The organism is Mucilaginibacter agri (assembly GCF_009928685.1).
GTDB lineage: Bacteria > Bacteroidota > Bacteroidia > Sphingobacteriales > Sphingobacteriaceae > Mucilaginibacter > Mucilaginibacter agri.
Window position 1 is genome coordinate 120,536 of the sequence record NZ_WWEO01000044.1, and the last position, 14,071, is coordinate 134,606.

Genomic DNA, 14,071 nt, shown 5'->3' on the forward strand with positions numbered 1-14,071 from the left:
TTATTTGGTTACAATCAAAAATACCATACATTTGGACTACGCTTGTAGTCCAAAATACACAAACCTAATAGTCCAGATATGGCATTAATTGAAAGCTTAATAAGCATCGATAAAAAGCAGCCTGTATCAGCTTACGTACAGGTAGCCAACGGTATTATCACTTATATAAGACAAGGAACTTTGAAACCTGGCGCGGCTTTGCCTGCCAGCCGTGTGTTAGCCAAATCGCTAAATGTACATCGCAAAACCATTGTGGCCGCTTACGACGAGCTTTATGCTCAAAGCTGGGTTGATGTATATCCGCGCAAGGGCATTTTTGTTGCTAATAACCTGCCAGATGTTTCGCCAAGGCCTATTTTAGATGATGTACAACAACAAACAGGTTTGGCTTGTGAGACCAATTTTGATGTAGAAAAGACCATCGATATCGCTTACCCTTTTCACAAAGCTCCCGAAGGCAATATTATAATGAATGGCGGCTTCCCCGATATTCGTATTGCTCCGGTAGATCTGATGATTAGAGAGTACCGCCGTTTCGCAGCTTATCACTTTACCACTAAATATCTAATGTATGGTTTGGAGCAAGGCTCGGAGAATCTACGAAATGAGCTTGCCAAATTTCTGTCGGAAACGCGTGGGTTACAAGTGCAGGCAAGCGACATCCTGATAACCAAAGGAGTTCAGATGGCGCTTTATTTAACGGCGCAATTACTCATATCGAAAGGAGATATTGTTATCGCCGCAGATCCGGGTTTCTCTGGCGCGAACGATGTATTTGAACAAGCCGGCGCAAAACTAGAACTTGTACCGGTTGATGATTATGGCATTAGTGTAGATGCCATTGAGGAGATCTGCAAAAAGAAAAAGGTAAGGATAGTGTATGTAATCCCTCACCACCACACACCAACTACAGCTACGTTGTGCCCTGAACGACGTATGCGTTTGCTAGAACTGGCAAGAAAACACCGTTTTGCTATTATCGAAGATGATTACGATTTCGATTTCCAGTATACCAGCAGCCCAATATTGCCTTTAGCGAGTGCCGATTATTGTGGGAATGTAATCTACGTGGGTTCGTTCTGCAAAATTATTGCCCCCGGTATCCGGATCGGCTTTATGGTTGCCCCTAAAAATTTATTGTCGCAAGCCATTAATTTAAGGCGATTGATTGACAGGCAAGGTGAACATCTGTTAGAGGAAGCCATGGCCAATTTATTGAAGAACGGCGATATTGGCCGTCACCTTAAAAAAGCCAATAAACTATACCACGAGCGCCGTGACATGCTTTGCAAACTTTTAACCGAACATTTAGGCGAGCATATTTCGTTCAAAATTCCTGATGGCGGCTTCGCAATCTGGGTAACCTATCTAAACGGACTTAAGCCAGCGAAAGTGGCTGAGAAAGCTTCAGAAATGGGTCTTACACTTAGCGATGGATCTGACTATTATTACAACCCCAAATACCAAAACCACTCGATACGAATTGGCTTCGCCTCACTAAACGAAGCTGAAATGATTGAAGCAATATCGATATTAAAGAAAGCAATTGATAAGGTGTTGAGTGGATCATAGTTGATGATTCATAGATCATAGCCGGAGTTTGGTTAGTTAGAAAATAGAAAAGGCCTGCAATTTATACTACAGGCCTTTTCCGTTTTGGTTGAAGCTACTATGAACTATCAACTATCATCCATGAACTAATTTATCACGGGAACTTCACACTCCTGTAACTAGCTGCATCTGCCAGGGGAATGGTTGAACCGTACTGTGCATTGATGGCCTTGATAAACTCGTTGGCTACAATGGCATAACCTCTCGGGGTTAAGTGAACACCATCCAGAGAGAAAATACCACCACTGATATAGCCTGCATTCAGGTTTACGCCATCTACCACCAAACCATGCGCTTTTACATTGTTTAAGAAGGTATACATATCGTTTACGGCAATGCCTTTTGAGGCCGCTACCGATTTAATGGTATTGTTGTAAGAAGTTACATAATCCTTGGTCAGGGTTACTTCGTTGGCATCCAGCACATATTGGTTCTCTATCGGGCTGTATGGGGTTAAGCCATACGGCAGCATCCCCGCTGGTGTGGATACCAGAGTACCGATCTTTGAGGTCGGGAAGGTCAGCACAATCAGGTCATTGGCGGTTGCCGGTCTGGCTGCGTAGGCAGTACCTGCCGCTGTAGCATCCGACTTGGCATTAATAAACAATGCCTGTACTGCAGGGTTGGCTTTTTGTACGCTGGCTAAAATAGCGGCTACCGTTACCGTATTAAAGTAAGGGATAGCCGTTACATCCGGGATGGTAGCTACCGCTCCTTTCTGTCCGCTGGCGGTTAGCTTAGTCATCAGGCCACTGTACAGGGCATTAAAGGTGGCTTTATCGGTCAGCACATCACCTGCCCCACCCGAGGTGGCATAACCTAAGGCATCGTTATTACCCAACCAGTTGGTAAAAAAGGTAAATGGTTTGGCGGTAATAAAATCCAGGTAAGTGGTGGTATGGGTGCCTTCGGCTCCAGGTAACAGCCTTTCGTAAAAACCGTTGAGGTTTCCATAAGGGGCATAAGTAATGTGGGCCAGTTTAATACCGGGTACGCCATAATTGTTCAGGTCGGTACCAGTGTATTTGGTATAAGTGGTTACCGCGCCAAAGCCGGGGATGGTTACCTGGCCGGTTACCGCCAGGTTAGTAGTTACCGGGGCGGTAGTTGGCGCACCGGTGGTTTTATCAAAACCTGTCAGTTGCAGATAACCTGAACCATTAGCCTGGTCCTGTGAAAACAAAGGCTGGGTAAAGGTTCCGCCACCTACCTGCTGCATTTGTTTAGCAATAATAGAGGGGTAAGAGTTCTGTTGTCCTTCGAGGTACAGCCCACCATCGGCATAACCCGCCGTTAGGGAGTTACCTACGGCAATATACCTGCTAAAATCGGCAGAGCCATGGCTTGGTGCCGGGGTTTCTATGCTGGGTTTGCAGGCTGCGAGGCTTGCTGCCAGTAATACATATATGGATAGTTTAAAATTTTTCATCTGTTTAAATAAAATAAGGTTTACCAATGATAAGCAAGTGACACGCCTGGAATATAAACATGCGTTTTAAATGTACCTGCTAATTGCGATTCTATGTTAGTTTGCGTGCGAGACAATAACTTCTCATACTCAAATGAAAAATCCAGATCGAGGCGTTTGGCTAGTTTGTAGCCTAAACCGCCGGTAAAGTAGTAACGGTTAGCATCTGGTGCTTCGGGTGTTACGTAACCGTCGCGAACTGCCGTAGATGCATAACCACCACCTGCACGTAAAAACAGTTTATCGTTAGCCTTATATTGCGCACCACCTCTTAAACTATAAGCATCCTTATAATTACGTGGCGAGTAAGTATCCTGTAAAGCAGATGTATTTTGTGCATAATCAAACGCAAGCACTTTGTAAACGCTCCAGTGAACATAGTTAACATCAGCAGCCAATGTCCACCTGCTCGATGGATAATAACCTAAACCCAACGAGGTTGTAGACGGCAGCGGGATGCTTGCTGTAAATGTATTTGGCTGTGGGAAGCTGGTAGCCAAAGACGCAGGCACACCAAAAATTGCGTCTCCATTGTTAATAGTAGTTTTAAGTTTCGAACGATAATCGATACCCACGGTAATGCCCGATTCGGTTTTAAAGAAGATACCGGCATTCCAACCATAGCCATGGCCGCTGCCTTTTAATCTGGCCTGGCCATCCGCACCAGCAGCATTAGCCAGCGGGATGGCACGCTGAAGATCAACATCGCCGATGTTATAAACAAAACCACCACCGATGCTCACAAAATCAGCAAGGCGGATACTTAAAGTTGGTTGAATGGCTATAGCCTTGAGATTCAGGCTTTCCAATACATATTTTCCTTGCCACTCATTGCCCCAATCTGTTAAACCGCCAAAAGGAGTATATACTCCCAAACCTAATTTCCAGAAACTACTTTTTGGTCCCCAAACGGCATAGGCAGTAAAAGGCGTTGCAATCTTATTCTTGGTATAATAGGCGTCGTTAGTACCCGATGGATTAAAACCCGATTTAAAGATCAGCGGGCTTATCCCGGCCTGAATGTAATTATCGGGCAGCATGGCCATAGCGCCTGGGTTAAACAATACAGAGGCGCCGTCTTGGGCAAGCCCCGTGCCGGTATGCCCCATACCGATTTGCTTTTGTCCATGCAAATTAACCTGGAAGCCCTGTGCAAATGCCATAACAGGCAGGCTTGCCAGCAGCAATAGTAGAATTTTTCTCATAATAAAATAATTGGTTAGGTTATCTGCCGCTTATAATTTGGTTTGCTAATTGGTTTTAAAGCAAATAACACTAGCTATAAAATTAGGTTCGTTACCATCGCAAAAAAGGGGAAAATTGCGGAGTTTTTAGTCAAAAAGTCGGAAAATTTGTGAGGGTGATTGTAAAATAATGAGAATTTAATGTGATGAACTGTGCCTAAATGCAACGTATTGAGACTATAGCAAGCGAGTTTCTAAACAAACCAAAACTGTCATTATCATTATCGAAAAGGTAAGTTTCTTACATTAACAAATTTGCAATTATGCTAATTGATACCAAATTGATTTGTCTTTTTTAAAATTCACCGCAAAACGAGGCCGGATAATTGGGCATAATTAGATATGTTTGGCTATCTTAATATCGCTACCTGTTATATATGAGTAAGAAAATCGCCCAGTTAAGCTTCCCGAAGTTTGTTGATCTTTACGCCGACAAATCTATCGGAACAGATTTTTTTATCACTGAAGAGAAACACCTTTTAGCACTGAGTGAATATCCCTATCGGTCTGATGGATTTATTATAGGTATATGCACCCGCGGTACTGCTAAAGTTGAGGTAAACCTGCAGGTTTATGATGCCCGGCCCGATGCGATGCTCTTAGCCACCCCTTTCCATGTGTTAAGGATCTATGACAGCAGCCCCGATTTTCTGTGCCGTTTCGTGGTTTTCTCCCGGTCGTTCTTGACTGAGCATAATATCAACAGCCATTTTTTAGAGTCGTTTAGTTTCTTTAAAACATCTTCTACCCCGGTCATTTTCCCTAAACACGATGACGCCAAAATATTGCTCGAAGTTTTTTCGCTCATACAGCAAACTCTCCAACGCGAAGAGCATACCTACCGAACCGAAATCTGTCGCAGTAATTTAACTACTCTTTTGTATGAGGTTGCAGCCGTTTATGAGCATCAGCACGTGATCACTAAAAACAAGCAGACGCGTAAGCAGGAACTAAATATGCTTTTCCAGAACCTGGTTTTTGCACAGTATAAAGAACATCGCAACGTACAGTACTATGCTGATGCACTTTACGTTTCGCCCAAGCACCTTACCGAAACCATTAAAGAAGCAACCGGCAAAACTGCAGGCGAGTGGATAGACGATGCCGTAGTGCTTGAAGCCAAAGTACTGCTTCGCAATCACGAAATCAGCATAGCCCAGGTAGCTGATGAAATACATTTCCCCGATCAATCATCTTTCGGAAAGTATTTTAAAAAACAAACAGGATTTTCCCCGTCTGAGTATCGTGTTAAAGCGAGTAGTTAGTTGTCAGTTATCTGTTGTCGGATAAGCTCTACTTAGCAAATCATTTCCTGCAAAATTTGTTTAGTAGGCTGCCCCGTCAAACCCCGACAACTGACAACCGATAACAGACAACCGAAAAAATGACCAACATTCCCGCATTTCTGCCCTTTTTTGGGCAGGCACCTAACCTACTTTTGATTTTGTAATTATATAGTTCTGCACCGGTTGCTTAAACCGGGAGGCTATCTACCAATTAAAATCAATAGAAATGAAAGTATTAGTGTGTATCAGCCAGGTGCCTGATACGGTTACCAAAATTGTGTTAAAAGACAATAACACGGCCGTAGAAGAGAATGGCGTAACTTATATTCTTAACCCTTATGATGAGTGGTACGCCCTGGTGCGCGCCCTCGAACTAAAAGAGACCGGTGTTGCCGAAAGTGTACATGTGATTATGGTAGGCAAGGCCAATACCGAGCCGGTGATCCGCAAAGCCCTGGCTATTGGTGGTGACGAAGCCATCCGTATTGATGCCGATAGCAACGACTCATATGCCACTGCAAACTACATTGCCGAATATGCTAAAAACGAAGGTTACGATCTAATCTTATGCGGTAAAGAATCCATCGACTATGCAAACGGTGCAGTTGGACCGATGCTGGCCGAATTGCTGGATACCGACTTTATCGGCTTCGCAACAAACATTGCCGTTGCAGATAACACCGCAACCGTAAAACGTGAAATTGACGGCGGCGAAGAAACCGACGAAGCCAATTTACCATTGGTAATTTCTTGTCAAAAAGGTGTGGCCGAGGCACGTATCCCTAATATGCGTGGTATTATGACAGCACGAACAAAGCCGTTAAAAGTGGTAACACCCGCTGCAGTAACTGCATTAACATCGGTTACACATTACGAACTCCCGCCTGCCAAGGCCGGGGTAAAATTAATTGCCGCCGACCAGATGGATGAGCTGGTGAACCTGCTTCATACCGAAGCCAAAGTAATTTAATGTGTACCAAAAAATTAAAAGAAAATGTCAGTAATCGTATTAGTAGAACATACCGAAGGCACTATTAAAAAGAAAAGCCTCGAAGCGGTGCAATACGCCGCAGAAATAGCCAAAAAATTAGGCACTACCGCCACTGCCGTTGCAACCGGTAAAATTGCCGACACCGAACTTCAGGGTTTAGGCGCTTACGGCGCACAAAAAGTATTATACGTGGCCGATGATCGCCTGAACGATCTGCATGCCCGCGCCATCACCCGCGTGTTAGTGGCGGCTGCCAAACAAGAGAACAGCCCCGTAATTGTAACCCTTCACGACGTTAACGGCCGTGCCATTGCGCCACGTGTAGCCATTCAATTAAAAGCAGGTTTGATCTCAGGCGCACTATCTTACCCGGATACCGTTAAAGGTTTCGTAGTGAAAAAATCGGCGTTTTCGGGTAAAGCATTCGCTTATGTTAACGCCACAAGCGAGGTTAAGGTGATTATGCTTGCACCCAACAGCTTCCAACTTAATAAAACTGAAGGAGCTGCCACTGTAGAAAATTTCAGCGTAAATTTTGAGGATAAAGACTTTGGCGTAAAAGTAAAATCGGTTGATAAAATTACAGGCGAAGTACCATTGTCTGACGCAGAACTTGTGGTATCAGGTGGTCGTGGATTGAAAGGGCCTGAGAATTGGGGTATTATCGAAGACCTTGCCCATGCCTTAGGTGCTGCAACAGCTTGCTCGCGCCCGGTGGCCGATGCCGGCTGGAGGCCGCATCACGAGCACGTTGGCCAAACCGGTGGTACAATTCGCCCTAACCTGTACATTGCTGCAGGTATTTCGGGAGCCATTCAGCATTTGGCTGGGGTAAGCGGATCAAAAACCATAGTGGTGATAAACAAAGATCCCGAAGCACCGTTTTTTAAGGCGGCAAACTACGGCGTTGTGGGCGATTTAAACGAGGTGTTACCGCGCCTTACCGAAGCCGTTAAAAAGTTTAAAGCAGAACATCATTAACAGCAATATGCATGTTTTTTATGAGGGCCAGGTATTGTGGTCGCAGATAGATGCCAACCAGCATATGCGGCACTCGGCTTATGCAGACCTTGCTGCGCAGGCCCGGCTTAATATGCTTAATCAGGTGGGATTAAGTCCGGTAGTATTACTTGGCCAAAAAATCGGCCCCGTATTATTTAAGGAAGAGCTAATGTACCTGCGCGAAATAGCCCTTGGCGACCGGGTAAAAGTTACCTGCGAACTGGTTCGCTCGCGACCGGATGGGTCGCGCTGGGCTATACGCCACGAGGTTTACCGTGGAGATGGCGTCAAAGCGGCAATCATCAATGTAGAGGGTGCCTGGATAGATATGGAAAAACGAAAGCTTACCCTATTGCCCGAAAGCATCAGTAGCTTATTCACAAAATCGCCCCGCGGTGACGATTATATCGAGGAGATTCCAAAACCCAAAGAGTAAGCGCATAACACCAATAACCCCATAACCAGTAACATATTAACTAACAACTAACTGACCATAGAATTTTAGTGATATTTGCTCATTCAAAATTCAATCATTCAAAACTAACATCATGAGTTTAAAAGAAAGCTTCGAAAAAGCCGTTAAAGAAAGTAAAGAGCTAAGCAAACGACCAGACAACGAAACGCTGCTTAAATTATATAGCTTATACAAGCAGGCAACCGAGGGCGATATGGATCCTAATACCCCTACGCCAGGTATGTTCGACTTTGTGAACAAGGCTAAACACGATGCCTGGAAAAAACTAAACGGCATGTCGTCAGAAGCGGCTATGGACGAGTACATTAAATTATACGAGCAACTTAAAGGCGCGTAATTCTCGGAGCACCAAATCCGAACTTTTGACAAATCATTCCGAGCTATAGCCCTTTTTTATTCGAGCTCAACAAGGATATTTGTTTTATTAGATAAACCAACTATTAATAACTATTTACTGTAAGCCAAATTCTTTTCCCCGCAAGGGGAAAAGGTTTGTGCTGTTTTAAAATCCGGCTTAAGATCCTGTTTTCATCAATCGCAGCGTCATTCCCGGTCAACCTATTAAAAAACTATATATGAGTTCTAAACGAATTATAAAGAAAGTTGCAGTGCTTGGCTCGGGCGTTATGGGCAGCCGTATTGCTTGCCATTTTGCCAATATTGGCATGCAGGTGCTGTTGCTTGATATTGTACCAAAAGATGCCGATGCAAAATCTCGGAACAAGTTGGTTAACGATGCGCTTACGGCCGCGTTAAAATCAAACCCCTCGCCCATCTACTCCAAGTCATTAGCCAAAAACATCAGCACCGGAAATTTTGAAGATGATATGCCAAAAATTGCCGATTGCGACTGGGTGATCGAAGTTGTGGTAGAGCGTCTGGATATTAAAAAAATCATTTTTGAGCAGATCGAGAAATTCCGCAAAGTGGGAACCCTGATCACGTCTAATACCTCGGGCATCCCGATCCATTTAATGGCCGAAGGGCGCAGCGAGGATTTCCGTAAACACTTTTGCGGAAGCCATTTCTTTAACCCACCACGCTATTTAAAATTACTGGAGATTATTCCAACGTCTGAAACTTTACCCGAGGTGGTAGATTTTCTAATGCATTTTGGCGAAAAGTATTTGGGCAAAACTACAGTACTGGCTAAGGATACACCTGCCTTTATTGGTAACCGTATCGGCGTGTTCAGCATCATGAGCATTTTGCATTATGCAGAGAAAACCGGCATCAGCATTGAAGAAGTTGATAAACTAACCGGCCCGGTAATCGGTCACCCAAAATCGGCTACCTTTCGCACCAGCGATGTGGTTGGTTTAGATACAATGGTGCATGTTGCTAACGGCCTAAGCCAGGGTGTGCCTGATGACGAAGCGAAAGAGTTATTCCAAATTCCTGAGTTTGTAACCAAAATGGTTGCCAACAACTGGCTGGGCAGCAAAAGCGGTCAGGGTTTTTATAAGAAAGATAAAGTGAACGGCGCAAATGTGTTCAGTACGCTTGATCTGAAAACACTGGAGTATCAGCCTTCTAAAAAAGTAAAATTCCCGTCACTGGAAACTACTAAAACCATCGATAAACTAAGCGACCGCATGAAGGTGCTGTTTGCCGCCAAAGATAAAGCGGGTGACTTCTATCGTGCTATATTTTACCAACTGTTTGCTTACGCAAGTAATCGTATCCCAGAGATAACTGATGATCTGTACAAGATAGACGCAGCTATGAACGCAGGTTTCGGTTGGGAAACAGGACCTTTCGAGAAATGGGATTCACTGGGTGTTGAAGCTACCATCAAAGCTATGGAAGCTGATAATCTGAAACCCGCACAATGGGTTTATGATATGCTGGCCAGCGGTGCTACAAGCTTTTATAAGATAGAAGATGGTAAAAAGCTCTACTATGATATTCCATCTAAAACTTATAAAGTAATTCCGGGTACCGAAGAGTTTATTCTATTGGATAACATCCGCGCTACCAATACCATCTGGAAAAACAGCGGCACAACTATTACTGATTTAGGCGATGGTATCATTAACCTCGAGTTCCACACCAAAATGAACACCATTGGCGGCGAGGTGATTGAAGGCATCAACAAAGCCATTACCCTTGCCGAGCAAGGCTATAAAGGATTGGTGATCTCTAACGAAGGAGCCAATTTCAGCGCTGGTGCCAATGTGGGTATGATATTTATGATGGCCGTTGAGCAAGAGTTCGACGAACTGAACATGGTGATCAAAGCCTTCCAAAATACAATGATGCGCATTCGTTACTCATCAATACCCGTTGTAGCAGCGCCCCACCAAATGGCCTTAGGCGGTGGTTGCGAGCTGTGTTTACATGCCGACAAAGTAGTAGCACATGCCGAACTATATATGGGTTTGGTTGAATTTGGTGTTGGCTTAATTCCAGGCGGAGGCGGTACTAAAGAGTTTGCTTTACGTCTAAGTGACGAACTGCAAGAAGGCGATATCGAGATGAATAATTTCCGTGACCGGTTCTTAACCATCGGCCAGGCAAAGGTATCAACGTCAGCTAACGAAGCCTTTGAGTTGGGTTACCTTAAAAAGGGTCGTGATATGGTGATTGTATCCCGCAACCGCGTATTGGCCGAAGCAAAAAAACAATGTTTAACGCTGGCCGAAGAAGGCTATGTGCAGCCTGTTCCTCGTAAAGATATCCGGGTGTTGGGTAAATCGGCATTGGGCTTGGGTTATGTAGGCGCAAACAGCATGTACAGCGGTAATTACATTAGCGAGCACGATGTAAAGATTTCCCAGAAACTAGCTTACGTAATGGCCGGGGCCGATTTGTCGCAACCGACATTGGTAAGTGAAGATTACCTTTTGAACCTGGAACGCGAAGCCTTTGTACAACTCTGCGCCGAGCGCAAAACGCTGGAGCGTATCCAATCGATTTTGACAGGCGGTAAAGTATTAAGAAACTAATTAACGACAACAACAAAATGAACGCATATATAGTAGCAGCAAGCCGCAGTGCAGTGGGCAAAGCAACCCGCGGTGGCTTCCGTTTTACCCGCCCGGATACACTGGCCGCAGATGTAATCAAACATTTGGTGGCAAGCGTACCCAATGTAGATAAAGAGCAGATTGAAGACGTAATTGTAGGCAATGCCACTTCAGAAGCTGAACAAGGCTTAAACGTAGCCCGCTTAATCTCTCTAATGGCTTTGGATACCGATAAAGTACCCGGCATGACGGTGAACCGTTATTGCGCATCCGGATTAGAAACCATTGCTATTGCCTCAGCTAAGATTCACGCAGGTATAGCAGATTGCGTCATAGCCGGCGGTGTAGAAAGCATGAGTCTGTTGCCCATGGGCGGCTGGCGCATTATACCTAACGCCGATGTAGCCATCGCACATCCGGATTACTATTGGGGCATGGGTTTAACCGCTGAAGCCGTTGCCAAAGAATATAATATTGGTCGCGACGAGCAGGATCAATTTGCCTATAACTCTCACCAAAAGGCTATCAGCGCTATTTCTGGCGGTAGGTTTAAAAATCAGATTGTACCGGTAACAGTATCAGAAACTTATGTTGACGAAAATGGCAAACGTAAAACAAGAGACTTCACAGTAGATACTGACGAAGGCCCTCGTGCAGATACATCAATTGAAGCACTTGCAAAATTAAAACCGGTTTTTGATGCCAAAGGCATGGTTACCGCAGGTAACTCATCACAAACCAGCGACGGTGCTGCCTTTGTAATGGTGGTTAGCGAACGTTTTATGAAACAGAATAACCTCACCCCTATCGCTCGCCTGGTTAATTATTCAGTAATTGGCGTTCCACCGAGAATTATGGGGATCGGTCCGCTGTATGCGATTCCGGAAGTATTGAAAAAATCGGGGTTGAAACAAGATGATATTGACCTTTTCGAACTAAATGAAGCCTTTGCATCGCAATCGTTAGCCGTTATCAAAGGCTTAGGCTTAAATCAGGACATTGTGAATGTTAACGGCGGCGCTATTGCGTTAGGGCATCCACTGGGTTGCAGTGGCGCCAAGCTTTCGGTACAACTATTTGACGAGTTGAAACAACGAGATAAAAAATACGGCATGGTTACCATGTGTGTAGGCACGGGCCAGGGTGCGGCAGGCATTTTCGAACTATTAAATTAAACATCAAAATATTAAAGACATACAGTTATGAGCACAGCAACAGAAAATAAGCATTTAAAGGGCGGCGAGTTCCTGATTAAGGAAACAAATGCTGAAGATGTGTTTATCCCCGAAAATTGGGACGAAGAGCAACTAATGATCGCTCAAACCTGCCAGGATTTTGTGGAGCAAAAAGTAGTGCCGATCATGGATCGTATCGACAACCAGGAAGAAGGTCTGATGGTAAGCCTGGTTGAGCAGGCCGGTGAACTGGGTATCCTTGGTGTATCGCTTCCAGAAGAATATGGTGGCTTTGGTAAGGATTTCCCTACTGCAATGTTAATCAGTGAAAAAACCGGTCCGGGGGCATCATTTTCTGTGGCGGTAATGGCTCATACAGGTATCGGTACACTGCCAATCCTATACTACGGTAATGAAGAACAAAAGAATAAATATATCCCAAAACTGGGCTCTGGCGAGTGGAAAGGCGCTTATTGCTTAACCGAACCAGGTGCAGGCTCAGATGCCAACTCGGGCAAAACGCGTGCAACGCTATCAGCCGATGGCAAGCATTACATTATTAACGGTCAAAAAATGTGGATTACCAATGCAGGTTTTGCAGATGTGTACACCGTTTTTGCCAAGATTGATAATGATGAAAATCTGAGCGCATTTATTGTTGAGCGCGGTTTCGAAGGCCTGTCCCTGAATCCCGAAGAACATAAAATGGGGATTAAAGGCAGCTCAACCCGCCAGGTATTTTTTAACGACTGTAAAGTGCCGGTAGAAAACCTGCTTTCTGAGCGCGGTAACGGCTTCAAGATAGCCGTAAACATCCTTAATCTTGGTCGTATCAAATTAGGTGGTGCAGCGTTAGGTGCATCTAAATCTGTTATTACCAACTCTGTAAAATACGCTAATGAGCGTGAGCAATTCGGCAGACCGATTTCTAAATACGGTGCTATCCGTTATAAATTAGGTGAGCAAGTTATCCGTACTTACGCTACCGAGGCTGCCATGTATCGTGCAAGCCAGAATATCGAGGATGCCACTCATAACCTGATAGAAAATGGTATGGAGCCATCTAAAGCCAAATTAAAGGGGACAGAATTGTTTGCTATTGAGGCAGCCATGATCAAAGTACACGCATCAGAAGCATTGGACTATGTAGTAGATGAAGGTGTACAGATTTACGGCGGTATGGGCTACAGCGCCGAAGCACCGATGGACCGTGCTTATCGAGACAGCCGTATCAACCGCATTTTCGAGGGCACCAACGAAATTAACCGGATGCTGACGGTAGATATGATCCTGAAGCGTGCAATGAAAGGCGAACTTGATCTGATGGGACCAGCCGAGGCAGTAGCCAAAGAACTAATGGCTATCCCAGATTTTAATGCCGAAGAAGAAGATCTTTTTACCAAAGAGAAGAAATATGTGGCTAACTTTAAGAAAGCTGTATTACTGGTAGCAGGCGCAGCCGTACAAAAGTTAATGATGAACCTGGGTAAAGAGCAGGAAGTGCTGATGAACCTTGCCGATATGGTGATCGAAACCTATGTGAGCGAATCATTGCAATTACGTGTCGAAAAACTGGCCTCACAGCGTGGAGAAGGCGCTGTTCAGGATCAGATCGATATAATGCAGGTATATATTCGCGACGCAGGTGATAAGATCTTTAAAGCAGGTAAAGAGGCATTGAACGCCTTTTCTGAAGGCGACGAGCGTCGGATGATTATGGTTGGCCTGAAGCGCTTTACCAAAACCGAAGATATTAACACTACCGCGGCCCGCAGAAGAGTGGCAGCAAAACTGATAGAGCAAAATAAATACTGCTTCTAAACACTCAACCAAAGCCATTTTATAAACCA

General features: G+C 44.7%; 11 protein-coding genes. 9 read left to right on the forward strand and 2 right to left on the reverse strand.

The genetic code is table 11. The features are described from left to right. The first annotated feature begins 78 nt into the window (after nucleotides 1–78). Entirely contained in the window at nucleotides 79–1,572 is a 1,494-nt protein-coding gene (gene pdxR, locus GSY63_RS16890) for a MocR-like pyridoxine biosynthesis transcription factor PdxR (protein WP_166587016.1), read from the forward strand. A 133-nt stretch (nucleotides 1,573–1,705) separates the two neighbouring features. Here the strand turns inward: pdxR and GSY63_RS16895 are convergent, their stop codons facing one another. Together GSY63_RS16895 and GSY63_RS16900 are read right to left on the reverse strand one after the other, a co-directional pair. Beyond that, entirely contained in the window at nucleotides 1,706–3,040 is a 1,335-nt protein-coding gene (locus GSY63_RS16895; protein ID WP_166587017.1) for an SGNH/GDSL hydrolase family protein, read from the reverse strand. 20 nt (nucleotides 3,041–3,060) lie between these two features. Further along, a complete protein-coding gene (locus tag GSY63_RS16900; protein WP_166587018.1) occupies nucleotides 3,061–4,284 on the reverse strand; it encodes an OmpP1/FadL family transporter in 1,224 nt (407 codons plus the stop codon). A gap of 416 nt (nucleotides 4,285–4,700) precedes the next feature. On the opposite strand from GSY63_RS16900, the gene GSY63_RS16905 reads away from it, so the two are divergent. From GSY63_RS16905 to GSY63_RS16940, 8 genes are all read left to right on the forward strand, one after another. Next, nucleotides 4,701–5,588, forward strand: coding sequence for a helix-turn-helix domain-containing protein (locus GSY63_RS16905; RefSeq protein ID WP_166587019.1), 888 nt, complete (start codon nucleotides 4,701–4,703; stop codon nucleotides 5,586–5,588). Between the two features lie 247 nt (nucleotides 5,589–5,835). Beyond that, nucleotides 5,836–6,579: an electron transfer flavoprotein subunit beta/FixA family protein gene (locus GSY63_RS16910; RefSeq protein ID WP_166587020.1), complete on the forward strand. Its 744-nt coding sequence runs from the start codon at nucleotides 5,836–5,838 to the stop codon at nucleotides 6,577–6,579. A gap of 24 nt (nucleotides 6,580–6,603) precedes the next feature. Continuing rightward, nucleotides 6,604–7,581, forward strand: coding sequence for an electron transfer flavoprotein subunit alpha/FixB family protein (locus GSY63_RS16915; protein ID WP_166587021.1), 978 nt, complete (start codon nucleotides 6,604–6,606; stop codon nucleotides 7,579–7,581). Nucleotides 7,582–7,588: 7 nt separating this feature from the next. Continuing rightward, nucleotides 7,589–8,038: an acyl-CoA thioesterase gene (locus tag GSY63_RS16920; protein WP_208094573.1), complete on the forward strand. Its 450-nt coding sequence runs from the start codon at nucleotides 7,589–7,591 to the stop codon at nucleotides 8,036–8,038. 112 nt (nucleotides 8,039–8,150) lie between these two features. Then, on the forward strand, nucleotides 8,151–8,414 hold the full coding sequence (locus GSY63_RS16925) for an acyl-CoA-binding protein (protein WP_208094574.1): 264 nt from the start codon (nucleotides 8,151–8,153) through the stop codon (nucleotides 8,412–8,414). Nucleotides 8,415–8,652: 238 nt separating this feature from the next. Then, the gene (locus tag GSY63_RS16930; protein ID WP_166587022.1) at nucleotides 8,653–11,025 is read left to right on the forward strand and encodes a 3-hydroxyacyl-CoA dehydrogenase/enoyl-CoA hydratase family protein; all 2,373 of its coding nucleotides are present in this window, start codon (nucleotides 8,653–8,655) and stop codon (nucleotides 11,023–11,025) included. Nucleotides 11,026–11,042: 17 nt separating this feature from the next. Next, nucleotides 11,043–12,221: an acetyl-CoA C-acyltransferase gene (locus GSY63_RS16935; RefSeq protein WP_166587023.1), complete on the forward strand. Its 1,179-nt coding sequence runs from the start codon at nucleotides 11,043–11,045 to the stop codon at nucleotides 12,219–12,221. A 27-nt stretch (nucleotides 12,222–12,248) separates the two neighbouring features. After that, entirely contained in the window at nucleotides 12,249–14,042 is a 1,794-nt protein-coding gene (locus GSY63_RS16940; protein WP_166587024.1) for an acyl-CoA dehydrogenase family protein, read from the forward strand. The last annotated feature ends 29 nt before the right edge of the window (nucleotides 14,043–14,071 follow it).

What these genes read in the sequence shown, in the direction of transcription:
- pdxR (WP_166587016.1), top strand. Translation starts at nt 79, where the DNA reads ATGGCATTAATTGAAAGCTTAATAAGCATCGATAAAAAGCAGCCTGTA.
- GSY63_RS16895 (WP_166587017.1), bottom strand. Translation starts at nt 3,040, where the DNA reads ATGAAAAATTTTAAACTATCCATATATGTATTACTGGCAGCAAGCCTC.
- GSY63_RS16900 (WP_166587018.1), bottom strand. Translation starts at nt 4,284, where the DNA reads ATGAGAAAAATTCTACTATTGCTGCTGGCAAGCCTGCCTGTTATGGCA.
- GSY63_RS16905 (WP_166587019.1), top strand. Translation starts at nt 4,701, where the DNA reads ATGAGTAAGAAAATCGCCCAGTTAAGCTTCCCGAAGTTTGTTGATCTT.
- GSY63_RS16910 (WP_166587020.1), top strand. Translation starts at nt 5,836, where the DNA reads ATGAAAGTATTAGTGTGTATCAGCCAGGTGCCTGATACGGTTACCAAA.
- GSY63_RS16915 (WP_166587021.1), top strand. Translation starts at nt 6,604, where the DNA reads ATGTCAGTAATCGTATTAGTAGAACATACCGAAGGCACTATTAAAAAG.
- GSY63_RS16920 (WP_208094573.1), top strand. Translation starts at nt 7,589, where the DNA reads ATGCATGTTTTTTATGAGGGCCAGGTATTGTGGTCGCAGATAGATGCC.
- GSY63_RS16925 (WP_208094574.1), top strand. Translation starts at nt 8,151, where the DNA reads ATGAGTTTAAAAGAAAGCTTCGAAAAAGCCGTTAAAGAAAGTAAAGAG.
- GSY63_RS16930 (WP_166587022.1), top strand. Translation starts at nt 8,653, where the DNA reads ATGAGTTCTAAACGAATTATAAAGAAAGTTGCAGTGCTTGGCTCGGGC.
- GSY63_RS16935 (WP_166587023.1), top strand. Translation starts at nt 11,043, where the DNA reads ATGAACGCATATATAGTAGCAGCAAGCCGCAGTGCAGTGGGCAAAGCA.
- GSY63_RS16940 (WP_166587024.1), top strand. Translation starts at nt 12,249, where the DNA reads ATGAGCACAGCAACAGAAAATAAGCATTTAAAGGGCGGCGAGTTCCTG.